The sequence below is a fragment of the Pseudoduganella namucuonensis genome (genome assembly GCF_900116645.1).
Classification (GTDB): Bacteria; Pseudomonadota; Gammaproteobacteria; order Burkholderiales; family Burkholderiaceae_D; genus Rugamonas; species Rugamonas namucuonensis.
Genome location: NZ_FPBO01000006.1, coordinates 58,389 through 75,459, shown reverse-complemented (window position 1 = coordinate 75,459; position 17,071 = coordinate 58,389). Strand labels below are relative to the sequence as shown.

General features: G+C 67.4%; 15 protein-coding genes. 7 read left to right on the top strand and 8 right to left on the bottom strand.

Annotation, left to right across the window (positions count from 1 at the left end):
* The first annotated feature begins 48 nt into the window (after positions 1–48).
* The 3 genes from BM436_RS08480 to BM436_RS08470 are packed head-to-tail and all read left to right on the top strand — an operon-like array spanning position 49 to position 6,135.
* Positions 49–1,443, top strand: a complete 1,395-nt coding sequence (locus tag BM436_RS08480) for a TolC family protein (protein WP_093555076.1) — start codon at positions 49–51, stop codon at positions 1,441–1,443.
* Entirely contained in the window at positions 1,440–3,002 is a 1,563-nt protein-coding gene (locus BM436_RS08475) for an efflux RND transporter periplasmic adaptor subunit (protein ID WP_093555075.1), read from the top strand. Before BM436_RS08480 ends, BM436_RS08475 begins: the two co-directional genes overlap by 4 nt.
* Complete coding sequence (locus tag BM436_RS08470) at positions 2,992–6,135, top strand: efflux RND transporter permease subunit (RefSeq protein WP_093555074.1); 3,144 nt, start codon at positions 2,992–2,994, stop codon at positions 6,133–6,135. The genes BM436_RS08475 and BM436_RS08470 overlap by 11 nt, the downstream gene beginning before the upstream one ends.
* 38 nt (positions 6,136–6,173) lie before the next feature.
* On the opposite strand, the gene BM436_RS08465 is transcribed toward BM436_RS08470, so the two are convergent.
* The 3 genes from BM436_RS08465 to BM436_RS08455 all read right to left on the bottom strand — a co-directional run bounded on the left by BM436_RS08465 (position 6,174) and on the right by BM436_RS08455 (position 9,672).
* Positions 6,174–7,121: a diacylglycerol/lipid kinase family protein gene (locus tag BM436_RS08465; protein WP_093555073.1), complete on the bottom strand. Its 948-nt coding sequence runs from the start codon at positions 7,119–7,121 to the stop codon at positions 6,174–6,176.
* Between the two features lie 107 nt (positions 7,122–7,228).
* Positions 7,229–7,687, bottom strand: a complete 459-nt coding sequence (locus BM436_RS08460; RefSeq protein WP_093555072.1) for a cupin domain-containing protein — start codon at positions 7,685–7,687, stop codon at positions 7,229–7,231.
* A gap of 80 nt (positions 7,688–7,767) precedes the next feature.
* Positions 7,768–9,672, bottom strand: a complete 1,905-nt coding sequence (locus tag BM436_RS08455) for an adenylate/guanylate cyclase domain-containing protein (RefSeq protein WP_093555071.1) — start codon at positions 9,670–9,672, stop codon at positions 7,768–7,770.
* 230 nt (positions 9,673–9,902) lie between these two features.
* Between BM436_RS08455 and BM436_RS08450 the strand changes: the two genes are divergently transcribed.
* The 4 genes from BM436_RS08450 to BM436_RS08435 all read left to right on the top strand — a co-directional run bounded on the left by BM436_RS08450 (position 9,903) and on the right by BM436_RS08435 (position 13,690).
* Positions 9,903–10,439, top strand: a complete 537-nt coding sequence (locus tag BM436_RS08450) for a hypothetical protein (RefSeq protein ID WP_177307060.1) — start codon at positions 9,903–9,905, stop codon at positions 10,437–10,439.
* A gap of 44 nt (positions 10,440–10,483) precedes the next feature.
* Positions 10,484–11,104, top strand: coding sequence for a DJ-1/PfpI family protein (locus BM436_RS08445; protein WP_093555069.1), 621 nt, complete (start codon positions 10,484–10,486; stop codon positions 11,102–11,104).
* 115 nt (positions 11,105–11,219) lie between these two features.
* A complete protein-coding gene (locus tag BM436_RS08440; protein ID WP_093555068.1) occupies positions 11,220–12,329 on the top strand; it encodes an SGNH/GDSL hydrolase family protein in 1,110 nt (369 codons plus the stop codon).
* A 56-nt stretch (positions 12,330–12,385) separates the two neighbouring features.
* A complete protein-coding gene (locus BM436_RS08435) occupies positions 12,386–13,690 on the top strand; it encodes a GGDEF domain-containing protein (protein ID WP_093555067.1) in 1,305 nt (434 codons plus the stop codon).
* Positions 13,691–13,724: 34 nt separating this feature from the next.
* Here the strand turns inward: BM436_RS08435 and BM436_RS08430 are convergent, their stop codons facing one another.
* From BM436_RS08430 to BM436_RS08410, 5 genes are all read right to left on the bottom strand, one after another.
* On the bottom strand, positions 13,725–14,180 hold the full coding sequence (locus BM436_RS08430) for an RES family NAD+ phosphorylase (protein ID WP_093555066.1): 456 nt from the start codon (positions 14,178–14,180) through the stop codon (positions 13,725–13,727).
* Positions 14,177–14,626: an Xre family toxin-antitoxin system antitoxin gene (locus tag BM436_RS08425; protein ID WP_093555065.1), complete on the bottom strand. Its 450-nt coding sequence runs from the start codon at positions 14,624–14,626 to the stop codon at positions 14,177–14,179. Before BM436_RS08425 ends, BM436_RS08430 begins: the two co-directional genes overlap by 4 nt.
* Positions 14,627–14,742: 116 nt before the next feature.
* Positions 14,743–15,291, bottom strand: coding sequence for a methyltransferase domain-containing protein (locus BM436_RS08420; protein WP_093555064.1), 549 nt, complete (start codon positions 15,289–15,291; stop codon positions 14,743–14,745).
* 80 nt (positions 15,292–15,371) lie between these two features.
* A complete protein-coding gene (locus tag BM436_RS08415; RefSeq protein WP_229489643.1) occupies positions 15,372–16,094 on the bottom strand; it encodes an alpha/beta fold hydrolase in 723 nt (240 codons plus the stop codon).
* On the bottom strand, positions 16,094–17,068 hold the full coding sequence (locus BM436_RS08410; protein WP_093555063.1) for a thymidylate synthase: 975 nt from the start codon (positions 17,066–17,068) through the stop codon (positions 16,094–16,096). The genes BM436_RS08415 and BM436_RS08410 overlap by 1 nt, the downstream gene beginning before the upstream one ends.
* Between the last annotated feature and the right edge of the window lie 3 nt (positions 17,069–17,071).

Genomic DNA, 17,071 nt, shown 5'->3' with positions numbered 1-17,071 from the left:
GCCCACGCGCCCGCCGGATTCCCTCGCCGTAAGACTTGGAGAATTCATATGCATCGCATCATGCTCACATTGGGCGTGTGCGCCGGCCTGCTTGCCTCCGCCCCTGCGCTTGCGCAGGCGGAGCCGCAAGGCGGACCGGCCGCGCCCCCATTCCCGCCGCCGACGCTGGCGCGCGCCCTGCAGGAAGCCTGGGCCGCCGATCCCGGCCTGGCCGCCGCCCGCAACACGCTGGCGGCCACTCCCGGCCTGGCGTCGCAGGCGGCCGCCATCCCCAACCCCGAACTCAGCGCCTTGCGCGAGGGCGGGGACGCGGCCACGCGCAGCACCACGTACCAGATCAACCAGACCGTGGAACTGGGCGGCAAGCGTTCCGCGCGCGTCAAGGCGGCCTCGGAGGCGCAGGCGCTGGCGCGGGCGGAACTGGAGCTGCGCGGCGCGGAACTGCGCGCCGGCGTGACGACGGCGTATTACGACGCCATCGCCGCCGAGGCGCATCTGGCGTACGCGCGGGACGCCCAGGCGCTGGCCGCGCGCGCGGCCGACACGGTCGCGCGCCGGGTGAAGGCGGGCAAGGTGTCGCCGGTGGAGGACGCCAAGGCGCGCCTGGCCGAATCCGCCGCGCGAATCGAGGCGGCGCAGGCGGCGGGTGAACTGGCCGCTGCGAGGCAGCAGCTCGCGCAGTTGCTGGGACGTTCATACGCGCGGTTGACTTCCGGCTCGGATGTCGGTGCCGGCGAATCAAGTGCTTGCGAGAGCCGGCGTGGGCCGGGGACAGACCCGCGTTCCGGGACGCCCGTCCCCGCTTCGGCTTGTGGCGCGGAGGGTCTGTCCCCTGAATCGCGCCTGGGCGCGGAGGGGGTGGCGCTTCCCGAGTTGCCGCCGCCGGCGCTGCTGGCCGCCCGCTACGCCCGCTCGCCGCTGCTGGCCAAGGCCCAGGCCGAATCGGCCCACTCGGCCGCGCTGGCCGGCGTGGAACGCTCGCGCCAGTCCCCGGACCTGACGCTGAGCGTGGGCGTGAAGCGCGAGGGCGAGGCCCAGCGCCGCCAGAACATCATCGGCATCTCGGTGCCGCTGCCGTTGTTCGACCGCAATCAGGGCAGGCTGGCCGAGGCCCTGGGCCGCGCCGACACCGCCCAGGCGGAACTGCGCAGCGCCGCCGTCCGCGTCGAGGGCGAGTACCGCCTCGCGCGGGAACAGGTGATCCAGCGCGCCGAGGAGGCCCGCCTGGTGCGCGACACCGTGATTCCCGCCGCCCAATCGGCGTTCGACGCCAGCGCCAAGGGCTACGAATACGGCAAATTCAACCTCATCGACGTACTGGACGCCCAGCGCACGCTGGTCGCCGCACGCACCCAATACACCCAGGCGCTGCGCGAAGCCTGGCGGGCCTACGCCCGCCTGGAACGCATCCTGGGCCCGGACGAGACGAAAGAAAATCCATGAAACTCCCCATCGCAAAACGCCACATCACGGGCATCGCCGCCGTCGTACTGGTCGGCGCCATCGCCGCGTTCGCATTGCTGCGCGAAGGCGGCGGCCACGAGGAAGACGAGCATGGCCACGGCCACGCCGAAAGCGGCGAGCACGCGGCCGAATCCGCAGCCGGCCCCGGCGCCAAGCCGGCGGCCAAGGAGGTCCGCGCCGAGGACACGGGCGACCAGACCGTGAAGGGGCCGCACGGCGGCCGCATGTTCACCGACGGCGACTTCGGCCTGGAGCTGAAGATCTCGGAAGAGGGCCACGAACCCGAGTTCCATGTCTACGCCTACACCGGCGGCAAGCCGCTGGCGGGCGACCTGGCGGTGACGGTGCAGCTCGAACGCCTGGGCAGGGCGCCGCAACGCATCGAGTTCGCGCGCGAGCAGGACCACTACAAGAGCCGCGCCATCATCGAGGAACCCCATTCCTTCAAGGCCACCATCGACGCGAAGGCGGCGGGCAAGGCGCACCGCTTCGCGTTCGAGCAGGTCGAGGCGCGCGTGACGATGGACGCGAAACAGCTGCAGCGCAGCGGCGTGGATGTGCACGCCGCCGGTCCGGCCAGCATCCGCACGGTGCTCAATCTGGCGGGCGAGGTGCGCGCCAACGACGAGCGCCAGGTGCACGTGGTGCCGCGCCTGTCCGGCGTGGCCGAGCAGGTGCGCGTGAGCGCGGGCGAAAAGGTCGCGAAGGGCCAGGTGCTGGCGGTGCTGTCCAGCACCGGCCTGGCCGACCAGCGTTCCGACCTGCTGGCGGCGCAGCGCAGGCTGGAGCTGGCCAGGCAGACCTTCGAGCGTGAACGCAGGCTGTGGGAGGAGAAGATCTCGGCCGAGCAGGACTACCAGCAGGCCCGCGCGGCCATGCAGGAGGCCGAGATCACCCACCGCGCCGCGCGCGACAAGCTGGCCTCCTACGGCGCGGCGGCCGGCGGCGGCGCGGGGCTCACGCGCTACGAGATCCGCGCCCCGATCGCGGGCACGGTGGCGGCGCGCCACGTCAGCAACGGCGAGGCGGTCAAGGAGGACACGCCCATCTTCACCATCGTCGACCTGTCCGAGGTGTGGGTGGAGGTCACCGTGCCGCTGAAGGACCTGTCGGCCGTGAAGCGCGGCCAGCGCGTGTCCGTCCGCGGGACGTCGTTCGACGCCGACGGCAAGGGCATCGTCTCCCACATCGACGCCGTGGTCGGCGAGGAAAGCCGCAGCGCCAGGGCGCGCGTGGTGCTGGCCAACAAGGACGGCCTGTGGCGTCCCGGCATACCGGTGCAGGTGGAGCTGGTGGCCGCCGAGGAACCGGTGAAGGTGGCAGTGGTGAACGAGGCCCTGCAGGAACTGAACGGCGCCACGGTGGTCTTCGGCCGCTACGGCGACGCCTTCGAGGCCCGCCCCCTGAAACTGGGCCGGAGCGACGGCCAGTCCACCGAGGTGCTGGAAGGGCTGCAGGCTGGCGAGAAGTACGCCGCCAAGAACAGCTTCCTGATCAAGGCGGAACTCGGAAAGGCGGCGGCCAGCCATGAGCACTGACTCCAATCTCTTCGACCGCCTCATCCAGTTCTCGATACGCCAGCGCTGGCTGGTGATGATGGCCGTGCTGGTGATGACGGCGGTGGGCGCCTTCAGCTACACCAGGCTATCCATCGACGCGGTGCCGGACATCACCAACGTGCAGGTGCAGGTCAACACGGCCGCGCCGGGCTATTCGCCGCTGGAGGCCGAGCAGCGCATCACCTTCCCCATCGAGACGGTGATGGCGGGCCTGCCCAACCTGGAGCAAACCCGCTCGCTGTCGCGCTACGGCCTGTCGCAGGTGACGGTGGTGTTCAAGGACGGCACCGACATCCACTTCGCGCGCCAGCTGGTGAACCAGCGCGTGCAGGAGGCGCGCGGCCGCCTGCCGGCCGGACTGGAACCGCAGATGGGACCCATCGCCACCGGCCTGGGCGAGATCTACATGTGGACCGTGGAGGCGCGCGAGGGCGCGCTCAAGCCGGACGGCACGCCCTACACGCCGATGGACCTGCGCGAGATCCAGGACTGGGTCATCAAGCCGCAGATGCGCACCGTGCCGGGCGTCACCGACATCAACCCGATCGGCGGCTACGCCAAGGAATTCCAGGTGGCGCCGGTGCCGGGCAAGCTGGTGGCCTATGGTCTCGATATCGGCGACGTGGTGGAGGCCCTGGAGCGCAACAACGGCAACGTGGGCGCGGGCTACATCGAACGCAACGGCGAGCAGTACCTGGTGCGCGCGCCGGGACAGGCCACCTCGATTGCGGACCTGGCGAACGTGGTGATCTCCACCCGCGCCGGCGTGCCGGTGCGGGTGAAGGACGTGGCCGAAGTGGGCCTGGGCAAGGAGCTGCGCTCCGGCGCGGCCACCGAGGATGGGCACGAGGTCGTGCTGGCCACGGTGTTCATGCTGGTGGGCGAGAACAGCCGCGAAGTCTCGCGCGCCGTGGACGCGCGGCTGGCGGAAGTGAACCGCAGCCTGCCCAAGGGCGTGCAGGCGCGCCCCGTCTACGACCGCACGATACTGGTGGACAAGGCCATCGCCACCGTGCGCCAGAACCTGCTGGAGGGCGCGGCGCTGGTGGTGGCCGTGCTGTTCCTGTTCCTGCACAACTTCCGCGCGGCGCTGCTGACGGCCGCCGTGATCCCGCTGTCCATGCTGTTCACCTTCAGCGCCATGGCGGGTAACGGCGTCAGCGCCAACCTGATGAGCCTTGGCGCGCTGGACTTCGGCATCATCGTCGATGGCGCGGTGGTGATCGTGGAAAGCTGTGTGCGGCGGCTGGCGCACGCGCAGGCCGCGGCGGGCAGGGCGCTCACGCGCGAGGAGCGTTACGCCGAGGTGTTCGCCGCCGCGCGCGAGGCGCGCCGCCCGCTGCTGTTCGGGCAGTTGATCATCATCGTCGTCTACCTGCCGGTGTTCGCGCTGGGCGGCATCGAAGGCAAGATGTTCCATCCCATGGCTTTCACAGTGGTGGCGGCGCTGGTCGGCGCCATGATCCTGTCGGTGACCTTCGTGCCCGCCGCCGTGGCGCTGTTGCTGGACAAGCCGGTGCAAGAGCGTCCGGGCCGCGTCATGGAGGCCGCCACCAGCCGCTACGTGCAGTCGCTGAACAAGGCCTTCCGGCACGCGCCGGCCATCGCCGCCGGCGCCGCCGTCACCGTGGCCCTCAGCGTGTTGCTGGCCTTCCGCCTGGGCACGGAGTTCATTCCCACGATGGACGAGGGCGACATCACGCTGCACGCCATGCGCATCCCCGGCACCAGCCTGACGCAGGCGGTGACGATGCAGCTGGAGCTGGAGACGGCGCTGAAGGCCTTCCCCGAGGTGAGCACGGTGTTCTCCAAGCTGGGCACGGCGGAAATCGCCAGCGATCCGATGCCGCCCAGCGTGACGGACACCTACGTGATGCTCAAGCCGCGCGACCAGTGGCCCGATCCGCGCCGGCCCAAGGCCGCCCTGGTGGCGGCCATGGAGGCGGTGGCCGCCAAGGTCCCGGGCAACAACTACGAGTTCACGCAGCCGATCCAGATGCGTTTCAACGAACTGATTTCCGGCGTGCGCAGCGACGTGGCCGTGAAGGTGTTCGGCGACGACATGGCCGCGATGCAGGACATGGCCGAACGCATCGCCGAGGTGATGGAGGGCGTGCCCGGGGCTGCGGACGTGAAGTTCGACCGCACCACAGGCCTGCCGATGCTGACCATCCGCATCGACCGGGAGAAGGCCGCGCGCCTGGGCCTGAGCATCGGCGACGTGCAAGCCACCATATCGACCGCCGTTGGCGGCCGCGAGGCCGGCGTGATGTTCGAGGGCGACCGGCGCTTCAGCATCGTGGTGCGCATGCCGGAACAGTTGCGCAACGACCCGGACCACATCCGCCGCCTGCCGGTCCGGCTGCCCGCGCGCGAGGGCGCGCCGGCGTCCTACGTGGAACTGGGCGAGATCGCGGTGTTCGACACCACGCCCGGCGCCAACCAGGTGGGACGCGAGAACGGCAAGCGCAACGTGGTGGTGACGGCCAATGTGCGGGGCCGCGACATCGGCAGCTTCGTCGCCGAGGCCGAGCGCAGCATCCGCGCCAAGGTGCCGCTGCCCGCCGGCTACTGGACCACCTGGGGCGGCACGTTCGAGCAACTGCAGTCCGCCGGCAAGCGGCTGCAAGTGGTGCTGCCGCTCACGCTGCTGGTGCTGGCGGCGCTGCTGTTCGCCATGTTCGGCAACCTGAAGGACGGGCTGCTGGTGTTCACCGGCGTGCCGTTCGCGCTGACGGGCGGCGTGCTCGCGCTGTGGCTGCGCGGGTTGCCGATGTCGATGTCGGCCGGCGTCGGCTTCATCGCGCTGTGCGGCGTGGCGGTGCTGAACGGGCTGGTGATGATCTCGCAGATACGCGCGCTGATGGCGCAGGGCATGCCGTCCGGCGACGCGGTGGTCGAAGGCGCCTCCAGCCGCCTGCGGCCGGTGCTGATGACGGCGCTGGTCGCGTCGCTGGGCTTCGTGCCGATGGCGATCGCGGTCGGCACCGGCGCCGAGGTCCAACGGCCGCTGGCCACGGTGGTCATCGGCGGCATCCTGTCGTCCACCGTGCTGACCTTGTTCGTGCTGCCGGTGCTGGCGCGGTTCGCGTACCGCAAGGCGCGGAGCTGACGGTGCGAGAAACTGGCCGGTCGCCGATCGGCGGCCGGTCACATGTCCGGCGCCGGAACCGGCGCCGGTTTGAGCAGCAGCAGTTTGCCTTCCACCACCTTGAATTCCAGCGGCGTGGTCATGACGTTCACCTCGCCGTCGGTGGCGACCTTGATGCGCGGGCGGCCGGGCAGCTTGCGCTTCTTCACCGTCATGCGCTTGAAGCTGAACACCACCACGTCCTCCGCCTCGCCGAGGCGTCCCAGCGCGCCGCGAAGAAACAGGCCCAGCAGGGCCAGGCTGCCCGCCGTCTTGGGGGCGAGCGCCGCCAACTCCCCATCCTCGAGCGCCTCGGACATCGGCGTGATGCCGACTTGCTCCATCTGCAGCCGGTTGTTGCCGACAAACAGGGTGGGCGTGCGCAGTTTGCGCTGGACGCCGTCCTGCTCGATGACGATGCGCATCTGGCGCACCGATCCCAGGATGGTCTTGAGCGCCGACAGCAGCGCCACCAGCCGGCTGCGGCCGTACTGCTTCTTGTCGATCTCGCGCTCCTCCAGAATGGTCGGGTAAAGGCCGATGCTGGCGTTGACGAGGAAGACGCGATTGTTGACCATGCCGATCTGCACGGCCTCCGTGCGCGCGTCCAGCAGGGCGCGGACCGCGTCGCCCAGGTCCTCGGGAATGCCGTGGGTGCGCGCGAAGTAGTTGTAGGTGCCCTGGGGCAGCACCGCGAACGGGCACCCCGAGCCCACCGCCTGGTGCGCCACCGTGTTGATGGTGCCGTCGCCGCCGGCCGCCACCACCACGCCGTTGTTCGCGCGCGCCTCGCGCACGGCCCAGGCGGCGATGTCCGCCAGTTCGTTCCCGTGCTCGACGATCCGGAGATGGAAGGCGCGCCCCGCGCCATTGAGCACATCGGTGATGGTGCTGGTGCGCAGATCGGTCTCCTCGTGACCCGATCCGGCGTTCATGACGATGTAAAACGGCGCGGTATGGTTGGGCATGGCGGGCGGCTGTGGGCTGAAGAGATGACTATAGCCGAAGCCGGGCGGTTGCCGCGCACCGCGGGCCGGCCGGGCCACGTCCATTCGCGCCGGGATGACGAGGAGTGTCAGCGTGTGGCTGGAGCGTTCGGCGCCGCCGGTGTGAACTCGGGATGCGTGATGGTGAGTTTCTTTTCCACCGATCCGGTATAGAGCACGAGCAGCTTGACGTTTTTCCCCTCGAGGGCGCGGCCATTGTGCAGCGTGCCGACCACTTCCGGCAGCACTTCGCCGGCGCGCATGATCTTGGTTTCTCCCTTGCCGAGCTTGACCTCCAGCGTCCCCTCGAGCACGTACGCAAACGACGGGACGGGATGCTCGTGCCAGCCGGTTTGCGCGTCGGCGGTGATCTCCACGATCAACGCCGTTACCTCGGCCTGTCCCTGCGGATAGACTATGGGCTTGCCATCCCAGCTCGTGGTGGTTTTCAGCAGAGGCGTCACCTTGACGGCGGCGGAGTTGTCGAGCGCGCTCGCGGAGTGCGCAAAGCTGAGAAGGGCGGCGGTTGCCAGCACTAGATGTTTCATTCAAAACCTTTCAAGAAAGCAAGGGAGTCTACACGAACATGGGCGTTCGCCGGCGACAGCCAGAGCGCGGCCCGCGCCGGCTACTCGGGCAATCCGGCCTTGCGCCACATGGGCAGGTACTTGGCCTCGTAGAAGGTCTTGTAGGCCGCCGGACTGGAAGGCTGTGGCTTCATGAACTCGGGAATGCCGTAGCGCGGAGCCACCCGGTGCAGGTCGTCGAGCGAGCCGCGGCTTCGGGCGGTGTCGCCCTTGGACGCGTACACCATGGCCAGGATGGCGTAGCAGTTGGCGTAGGCGGGGTGGATCTCGGTCCCTTTCAGGCACCACTCCTGCGCCGCGTCGTTGTCGTCCAGCGCCATGTGGGCGCGGGCCATGTTGGTGAAGATGGTTTCGGGTGGATGCCTGGGGTCGAGCGTGATGGCCTTTTTCAGCATGTCGATGGCGTTCCTCGGCTCCGCGATCGCGATGTACATATTGGCCATGCCGATATACGGCAGCAGGCTTTTCGGCCGCGCCGCCAGGTAGGCCTCGGCGCTGCGCCGCCAGCCGGGGAAGTCGTCGTGCTTGGAGGCGTAGAAGCCGATCGGGTACAGGATGTCCGCGTTGTTCGGGTCCAGTTCCTTGACCTTCTTGGTGATGTCGCGCACCTCCGCCCATTTCCTTTCCTTCGGCTCGGGCTCCATCTGGTTGCCGAAGTTGTAGGCCTGGCGGAACAGCGACACGGCCAGCTCGGACAGCGCGTTGACGTTGTTCGGCTCCAGCGACAGCGCCTGCCGGTCCAGCGCCTCGATCTGCTGCAGCACGGGCAGGGTCTGCGAGCGCAGGCGCAGGGCGGCGGAACGCAGCAGCAGGTCCGCCACCTTGGGACTGGCCACATGCTTTTCGCTGTCGCTGGCGGCCACGATCACCATCTGGCGGCCGATGCTGTTGCCGATCTGGTTGGTCACCTGGTCCTGCAGCGCGAACAGGTTGGTCAGGTCGCCGTCCAGCGTGTCGGCCCACAGGGTGGCGCCGGTCTGCGCGTTGGTCAGGGTGACGCTGATGCGGACCTTTTCACCGCTGCTCAGCACATTGCCCTGCAGGATGAAGCGCACGCCCGCGTCCTTGCCGATCTGCTGCGCCGTCAGCGATTTGTCCTTGTAGCTGAGCGCGGTCGCCGGCGAGCTCACATAGGCGTCGCGGATGCGCGACAGGTCCGCCGTGATGCTGCTGGTGAGCGCGTCGGCGACGTAGGCTTTTTGCTGGTCGCCGGTCTGGTTGGCGAAGGGCAGGACGATGATCGACAGCGCGGCGGCCGACGTGGCCTCGCCGGCGACGGCCGGCGTGGCTGGCGGCGTGTTCGATTTTTGCCAGTGGTAGCCGCCGCCGGCCAGCAGGCAGGCGAGGGCCGCGCCCGCGATCAGCAAGGGCTTGCTCCGCCGCGCCGCCGGCACCGCCGGACCGGGCTTGGCCAGCGGCGTGTTGGCGAGGTTGATGCTGTATGCGCGGATGGGACGGGTGATGTTCTTGATGTGCAGTTCGCCCATGTCCTCGAACAGCACGTCGAGGTCGCCGCGCACCTGGTCGCGCACCGCGCTGGAGACGCAGATGCCGTCCTTGGGCGCGTAGGGCTCCAGCCGGGCGGCGACGTTGACACCGTCGCCGGAGACGTCGTCGCCGTCGATGATGATGTCGCCCAGGTTGATGCCGATGCGCAGCAGGAGCTTTTCGCCCTCGGGCGATCCGGCCTCGTTGGCGTGGTTCTGGCGCTGGATGTCGATGGCGCAGTGCAGGGCGGCCGTCCCGGTGGGGAATTCGGCCAGGAAGCCGTCGCCGGTGGTCTTGATGATGCGGCCCGCGTACTGCGCGACGATGGGATTGAACAGGCCTTCGCGCACGGCGCGCACCCGCGCGAAGGTGCGCGACTCGTCCCGTTCCATCATGCTGCTGTAGCCGACTATGTCGGCCACCATGATGGCGGCCAGCTTGCGTTCGATCTGCGGCACGTTCTTTATCCGTGGTTCGTTAAGAGGCGGGAACTTCCATAAACAGAGTCATTATCGCATCATAGTTTCCGAATTGCATGCAAGACAGGCGGCCGCCGTCATCCCCGCAACACAGGCCGGTGTCGGCCATCCGTTGGCAAATGTGTAGCGTTTTTTCGGCTCCCCGCGGTACGATGCGAGGCTGGCGGCATGCGCCGTAGACATACGTACCCATACACAAGGAGTTGAATTTGAAATCGATTAAAGCACTGGCCGCAAGCGGCGTGATGACCCTCGCGGCTTGCGTATTGCCGGGCGCGGCCACCGCCGCGCCGGCCGCCGCCACTGCCGCCGCCCCCAGCCCGCTGGCCGTGAAAGCCGCGCACGACCTGCTGGCCGCCATGCAGGCCGAGAAGCTGATGCGCACCGTCGCCGGCTCCAGCCGCTATCCCACCGAGCAGCAGCGCCTGGCCGTGATGGCCAAGCTGGACAAGGTGACGCCGGAAGAGGTCTACAGCCGCCTCGCCGCGCCGGTGGCCAAGCTGGTCACGCCCGAGACGGCGGTGGAGATGGTCCGCTTCTATCAGTCCGCCTATGGCCAGAAGGTGCTGAAGAACACCTACAACAGCGGTCCCAGCATCGGCGACACCACGCCCAAGCCCAGCGCCGCCGAAAAGGCCGAGCTGGCGAAGCCGGCCTACATCAAGGCCGACAAGGAGTTGCAGGCCGCCAAACCGGCCATACGCCACGAGATATTCGTGCTGGTGACGGAACTGGCGCGCAAATAAGGTTTCGAAAGGTTCCGAAAGGTTTCGAAAAACAGGAGGCAGACATGAAAGTGTTCCTGGTTGTTTTGAATACGCTGGCCGATTGGGAAATCGGCTACATCACGGCCGAACTGCACAGCAAGCGCATGTTCGCCGACCCGGCGGCCGACTTCGCGCTCGTGAAAGTGGGCCTGTCGGACCAGGAGATCGTGACCATGGGCGGCATGCGGATCAAGCCCGACATCGCCCTGGACGCGCTGCGGATGGGGCCCGACGACCTGCTGCTGATGCCGGGAGGCGAGACCTGGCAGCGGCCGGAAACGGCACCCATGGCTCGCTACGCGCGGGAGCAACTGGACCAGGGCAAGCGGGTGGCCGCCATCTGCGGCGCCACCGCGGCGCTGGCCGGCGCCGGCGCGCTCGACGAGCGGCCCCACACCAGCAACGCAAGGGAATTCCTGGCCATGTCCTGCCCCGCCTACGCGGGCGGTCCGCACTACCGGGAGCAAGCCGCGGTGCGGGACGGGAACCTCATCACCGCGAGCGGCCTGGCGCCGCTGGAGTTCGCGTACGAGGTGTTCAAACTGTTGAACGTGTTCCGTCCGGCGACGCTGGAGGCCTGGTTCAAGCTGTACCAGACCCGCGAGCCGAAGTATTTCCACGCGCTGATGGCGTCGATGGAATAGGGTGCCCCGATCGGCCAGCCCTTCGCTTAAAAAACCGTCCACGCCTTTACAAATGCGCGCCTTTGCGTAATAGTCTCGCGTGAAATCGTTTTCATCGTGAAGGGGAAGTCAATTGATGCGAGGTATCATCGCGGCGCTGTTGGGCGCCCTGGCGGCGGGGGCCGCGTTCGCCGGCAAGCCCTCCGTGTCGGCGGTCGCGGCGCCGCCAACCGGATTTGCCAGCCTGCCCGCGTCGATTGGCGGGCGCGTGTCGAGCGAGGGCGCGGCGGGCGGCTATAAATATCAGTGGCCCGGCGCCTATTTCGAGACCGCCTTCGAAGGGCGAAGCCTGTACTTCAGGGTCGGCCCTGGCGATGTCAACCTGCGGGTGACCGTCGACGCGCAGGAGCCGGCCACCTTGAGCAAACCCGCCCCGGGCTGGTACGTGATCGAAGGGCTGGACGCCGGGGCGCATACCGTTCGCGTCGCGGTGGCCAACGAAAGCCAGGCCGGCCCCAATCTGTTTGGCGGCTTCGCCCTGGCCCCGGACGCGCGCCCGTTGCCGGCGCCGCGACGTGCGCGCCAAATCGAATTCATCGGCGATTCGCACACCGTGGGGTATGGCAATACCTCGGCGGAACGGGAGTGCAACGATGAGAAAATCTGGTCCACCACCGACAATACCCAAGGCCTGGGGGCGCTCACCGCGGCCCGCTACAACGCCGATTACAGGGTCCACGCCATTTCCGGCCGCGGTATCGTGCGCAACTTCAATGGCTTCGCCGGCGATCCATTGCCGGTCGCCTATCCCTTCATCCTGTTCGACAAGGCCACGCGCGACACGGCCGCTTCCTGGCGCCCCCAATTGATCGTGATCTCGCTCGGGACCAATGATTTTTCCACCCCGCTGAATCCCGGCGAAAAATGGAAGACCAGGGCCGAACTGCATGCGGATTACGAGGCGAGTTACGTCCAGTTCGTCCACGCGCTGCGCGCCAGGAATCCGCAGGCGCACTTCCTGCTGTGGTCGACGGACGGCGCCAACGGCGAAATCCAGGCGGAGGTGAAGGCCGTCGTGGCCAGGCTGAAGGCGGCGGGCGAGGACCGGGTCGGCTTCATCGCGGTGAACGGCCTGACGTTCTCCGGCTGCAACTGGCATCCGTCGGTCGCCGACGACAGGACCATCTCGGACGCCCTGATCCAGGCCATCGAGGCGAATCCGGCGGTGTGGAAAAAGACCGACTAGCCCCGCGGTGGCGTATCGATATATGATCCCTGCTGTGAGCAACCATTAGCCTGCGAATGAATCAGCCGCCCTCCCGCGCGATGAAGATGGCCCAGTATCTGGTGGGGCTGTTGTTGCTGCTGACTCCCACGCTGCTGATCTGGCAGCACTTCGGCATGACCCGGGTGCTCGAGCTTTCGCCGCGCCAACCGCACGGCGCCAGGGTGACCGACGACCGCTACGAGAAGGGCAATACCGTGGCGTCCCTGGTGCAAACCAGGGACGCCCTCGTCATGCGCTGCGAGCTGGGGATGGCTTATCAGTGGCCATTTTGCAAGCTGCAATTCCTGTTGGGCGAGGGCGGCAAGGGCGTGGACTTTTCCCAGTTCGACACGATCACGTTCGACATGAACTACGAGGGTCCATCGCCGCGAAAGATCAGGCTCTATCTCATTAACTTCGAACCGGAATTGTCCACCGTCGACGACTGGAACTCGCAGCGCTTCAACCAGATCGAATTCGAGCTCCCCGCGCAGCCCACCTTCACGATCCCGGTCAACCTCCTGCGCACGGCGGACTGGTGGAAGGACATGCGCAAGGTGCCGCTGGCCCAGACCTACACCCGGCTGGACAACGTGACGGCGGTGGAACTGTCGACCGGAGGCATCGGGCGCGCCCAGGTGGTCACGATGGAGCTGCGCTCGATCCAGTTCCGGGGGAAATGGATTTCGAAGACCAGACTGCTCATGTATCTGGTGTACGCGTGGATAGCCTGCGGGATATTCGGGTTGTCGCTCAGCCTGCTGCACTTTCGGTCCGGTCTCCTGGCCAGCCAGTCCCGCCTCGAACTGCTGGCCACCATCAACAAGGCGCTGGAATTGGAGGCGCGCGAGCTGGCCGACCAGGCCCACACCGATCCGCTCACCGGGGCCTTGAATCGCCAGGGCCTCAGGGAGGCGTTGATGAGGCGCCTGCAAACTCCGGAGCACTATGGCGAGGGGATGGCGGTGGTGTTCATGGATCTCGACCATTTCAAGCAGATCAACGACCGGCATGGGCACAACACCGGCGATGAGGTGCTGAGGCATTTTGCCGCCATCATCAGGCGCGAGGTCCGCGCGAGCGACAAGCTGGTCCGCTGGGGAGGTGAGGAGTTCCTGCTCGTGTGTCCGGAGACCCACATCGAGCACGCCGCGATGTTGGCGGAAAAACTGCGGGTCGCGATGACCACGCAGGAGTGGCCGCATGGCCTGCGTGTCACCTCGTCCTTCGGCGTGACCGAGCTGAAACCGGAAGAGGATATCGGCGCCGCCATCACGCGCGCCGACAGTGCCTTGTACGCGGCGAAATCGAACGGGAGAAACCGGGTCGAAGTCGCCTGAGCGGAAAGCCGGCCAGCGCCGTCTTGCGGCCGGCCTATTTGAACATTCGCCGGTCGAACGCGAATGGCCGTACTATCGACAGCAAGATCCGGGCATAGCCGGGGTGGCGCGGGTTGACGACGACGTTGGCCTCCTCCGGAACAATCGCCGAAGGGACCTTCATCGCCAGTTCCGCGCCCCTGGCCAGCCAGGCGCCGCCAAACACCTGGGCCGGACCCGACGTCGGCATGGCATCCCAGCCGTGCGGCAGCGCGGCGATCTCCGGCACATACAGGGGACTGTCGTCGGGAAGATCGATGGCGACGAGCGCCAGCGGGGGGAACGGTCCGGCGCCGGCATGGACGAACTTCTCAAGGCTGCACAGCGAAATCGAGGTGGCGCCGTAAAGCGCAGGCATGCCGATCGGGTTCCATCGGCCGCCGTACAGTGCCGATCCGGCGCATTGCCTGTCCAGGGCGTGCTTGTACCGGGAGATGCGCCATAGCCTCATGCCGCGCCGCCGGTGGCGATCGCGTTCAGCACCTGGCGCACCGACATCGCCCCGGGCTCCGTGTCCAGGTAATCCATGGGCGCCAAACTACGAAACGCAAGGCTGGGGGTGCGCAGCCAGATTTTGGCCGCGTTCTCGTCCTCGAAAACATCCCGCGCCATCCACATCAGATCCGCCAGCCGCCATAAGCGTTCCGACACGGCCGCGTCCAGGTTTCCGCCGCGCTTGACGAGCGAGTGCGCGGTCGTTTCCGGCAGGCGCACGACGGCGCGGATGCGGCTGGCGGGCACCTCGAAATAAGTGCCGGCCTCCTTCAGCATACTGGCGGGAAAGCCTTCGCGGATCGCCGTCATCGCGCCGAGACGGTCGTCCGCCGTTTGCCGCATGAGCGCGGCGAACGCGTTGTCGTCTTCGGCGGCCGGTGCTGTCACTGCTTCGATGCGCATGGCATGCCTCCATTCAGAGGTTTAGAATATACCGAATGGAGGTTTCGTGCAAACGCGCGGCCAAGGGGGGATTATTTGTTTGACTCGCCAATTACTTCAGTTCCTTCGGGGGGAGTTTAGACCGGGGCGCCCGGCGCGCCTGGCGGCACAGGTGGCGCGGCCGCCTCCTTGGGCGGCGGGACCTCCACTTTTTGCATGATGACGAACAGGTGCGAGCCGCGCACCTCGTGCTGCAGGATCGCGAACGCGCCCTTGAAGCCGTAGATCTGGCCCCAGCGGTTGACGTTGTCGAAATAGGCCCGGAAGGTCATCTCGGTGATGATGTTGACGTGGGTGGGGTCCATGAACGCTTCCTGGTGCGGATAGCAGGGCGTGGACGAGACGAAGTAGCCGCCCATCTTCATCACGCGCCACACTTCGTTCATGAATTCGATGAAGGAGTTGCGGCGGTGCGGCGCGTACACCACGCGCGGCAAGTGCTCGATGAAGTCGTAGGCGCTGACGAACTCGAAGGTGTCGTCGTCGAAGGGTATCGGCTCAATGGCCAGGTCGGCCTTGCGCACGTTGGGTCCCAGGCCGTCGGCGATGTCGACGCCGAACAGCTCCTCGGCGTTGAATGGATTGCGCGGGTTGGTGCCGCAGCCCATGTCGAGCGATTTTGTCATCCTGTCTCCGTACTTGGTTGATATGTTGGCTGACGCATGGTCGCATTCTTGGGCCGCATTGGCAACCCACCGCGCGCCCTTTATGCCGCGTTTGTTGTTGGCGGCGCGCCGTCCAGGAAGCCGCGCAGGCAGTCCGCCAGCGGCGCCGGCGCCTCCAGCGGGACCATGTGGCCGCTGCCCTGGATGAGGTGCAGCGTGGCGCGCGGCGAACCATCCAGGGCGGCTACCATCGCGCGCAGGTCGTCGGCGCGCACCATGGCGTCGTCCTCGGAGCCCACGATCATGACGGGGCAGCGCAGTTCGCGCAGGCGCTCCATCAGGTCGGGACGCTCCATGGAGGCGCCGAACTGCGCCAGCATGGTCTCCTTGCCGAGGTCCAGCGACATTTGCTGGATCACGCCGGCGATGGAGGCGTCGTCCACGTTGGATGGATGCAGGAAGCCGCGCAGCTGGCTGGGCGGCATGCCGGCGAAGGCGTGCTTTTCCAGCGCGGCCATGGTGCGCTGGCGGCGTTCCTTTTCCTCTTCACGCAAGCCGCGCGCGGAACCGCAGATCAGCACCAGCGAGGCCACCCGTTCGGGATGGGCCAGCGTGTGCTCCAGCGCGAGATAGGCGCCCATGGAGAAGGCGACCAGGTTGGCCCGCGGCGCGGTGTGCGCCGCGATGAGGGACCGCATCCGGGCCCGCGTGCGCGCCGTGTGGAGCGGCACGAAATTGGGTTCGGCATCCGCGGGCAGCAGCGGCGCCAGCTTGCCCCACAGGCGCTCGTCGCACATGGTGCCGGGGATGAAGTCCAGCCGCACTACACCGCCATCGGGGCCGTGATCGGCGCGTGGTGCTGGTAGCCTTCCAGCGAGAAGTCGGACGGTTCGATCCTTTCCAGCCATTCGGGTTCGTACTTGCCGGTCTTGGCGAAGTCCGGCACGCGGTCGGAAATGACCAGCTTCGGCGCGGGGAAGGGCGCGCGGGTCAGCTGTTCCTTGACCATGTCCATGTGGTTCTCGTAGATGTGCGCGTCGCCGATGAAGTAGCTGAACCAGCGCGGCGTGTAGCCCGTCAGGCGCGCCACCAGGGCCAGCAGCGCGGCGCCCTCGGCCAGGTTGAACGGCGTGCCCAGGCCGATGTCGTTGCTGCGCACGTACAGGCACAGCGAAATCTCCCGGGTGGTCGCGTTCGGGATGAACTGGTACAGCAGGTGGCAGGCGGGCAGGGCGACCTGGTCCAGCACGGCGGGGTTCCAGCCGTGGAACAGGATGCGGCGGCTGCCGGGGTTGTTGACGATGGTGTCCAGGCATTCGCGCAGCTGGTCGATGGCCTTGTACATCAAGACCTTTTTCACGCTGTTTTCCTCCAGCGGGGCGACTTGGCGGTAGCCGTTCCTTTCGGCGTCGGCGATGCGCGCGGACGCGCCGGCGTCCAGCAGCTTGTAGCCGGGCCACTGGCGCCATTGCACGCCGTAGACCGGTCCCAGGTCGTCGGTGCCGGTGCGGTGCGGGTTGTCCAGCCATTGCTGGTTCTCGTTGGCGTTCTGGTCCCAGACCTTGCAGCCGAGCGCGCGGAAGTCGGCGGCGCTGCTGGAGGCGCGCAGGAAGGCGCACAGTTCACCCACCACCGATTTGAACGCCAGCTTCTTGGTTGTCACGGCCGGGAAACCGTCGTTCAACAGGTCGAAGCGCATCATGGCGCCGGGCACGCTGAGGGTGCGGATGCCGGTGCGGTTGTCTTGCCAGCTGCCGGTGTCGAGGACGGTCTGGATGAGGTCCAGGTATTGCTTCATTTG

Excerpts from the sequence above, each read along its gene's own strand:
- BM436_RS08465 (WP_093555073.1), bottom strand. The coding sequence starts at position 7,121 with ATGCCCAACCATACCGCGCCGTTTTACATCGTCATGAACGCCGGATCG.
- BM436_RS08480 (WP_093555076.1), top strand. The coding sequence starts at position 49 with ATGCATCGCATCATGCTCACATTGGGCGTGTGCGCCGGCCTGCTTGCC.
- BM436_RS08460 (WP_093555072.1), bottom strand. The coding sequence starts at position 7,687 with ATGAAACATCTAGTGCTGGCAACCGCCGCCCTTCTCAGCTTTGCGCAC.
- BM436_RS08440 (WP_093555068.1), top strand. The coding sequence starts at position 11,220 with ATGCGAGGTATCATCGCGGCGCTGTTGGGCGCCCTGGCGGCGGGGGCC.
- BM436_RS08475 (WP_093555075.1), top strand. The coding sequence starts at position 1,440 with ATGAAACTCCCCATCGCAAAACGCCACATCACGGGCATCGCCGCCGTC.
- BM436_RS08435 (WP_093555067.1), top strand. The coding sequence starts at position 12,386 with ATGAATCAGCCGCCCTCCCGCGCGATGAAGATGGCCCAGTATCTGGTG.
- BM436_RS08430 (WP_093555066.1), bottom strand. The coding sequence starts at position 14,180 with ATGAGGCTATGGCGCATCTCCCGGTACAAGCACGCCCTGGACAGGCAA.
- BM436_RS08425 (WP_093555065.1), bottom strand. The coding sequence starts at position 14,626 with ATGCGCATCGAAGCAGTGACAGCACCGGCCGCCGAAGACGACAACGCG.
- BM436_RS08410 (WP_093555063.1), bottom strand. The coding sequence starts at position 17,068 with ATGAAGCAATACCTGGACCTCATCCAGACCGTCCTCGACACCGGCAGC.
- BM436_RS08445 (WP_093555069.1), top strand. The coding sequence starts at position 10,484 with ATGAAAGTGTTCCTGGTTGTTTTGAATACGCTGGCCGATTGGGAAATC.
- BM436_RS08470 (WP_093555074.1), top strand. The coding sequence starts at position 2,992 with ATGAGCACTGACTCCAATCTCTTCGACCGCCTCATCCAGTTCTCGATA.
- BM436_RS08420 (WP_093555064.1), bottom strand. The coding sequence starts at position 15,291 with ATGACAAAATCGCTCGACATGGGCTGCGGCACCAACCCGCGCAATCCA.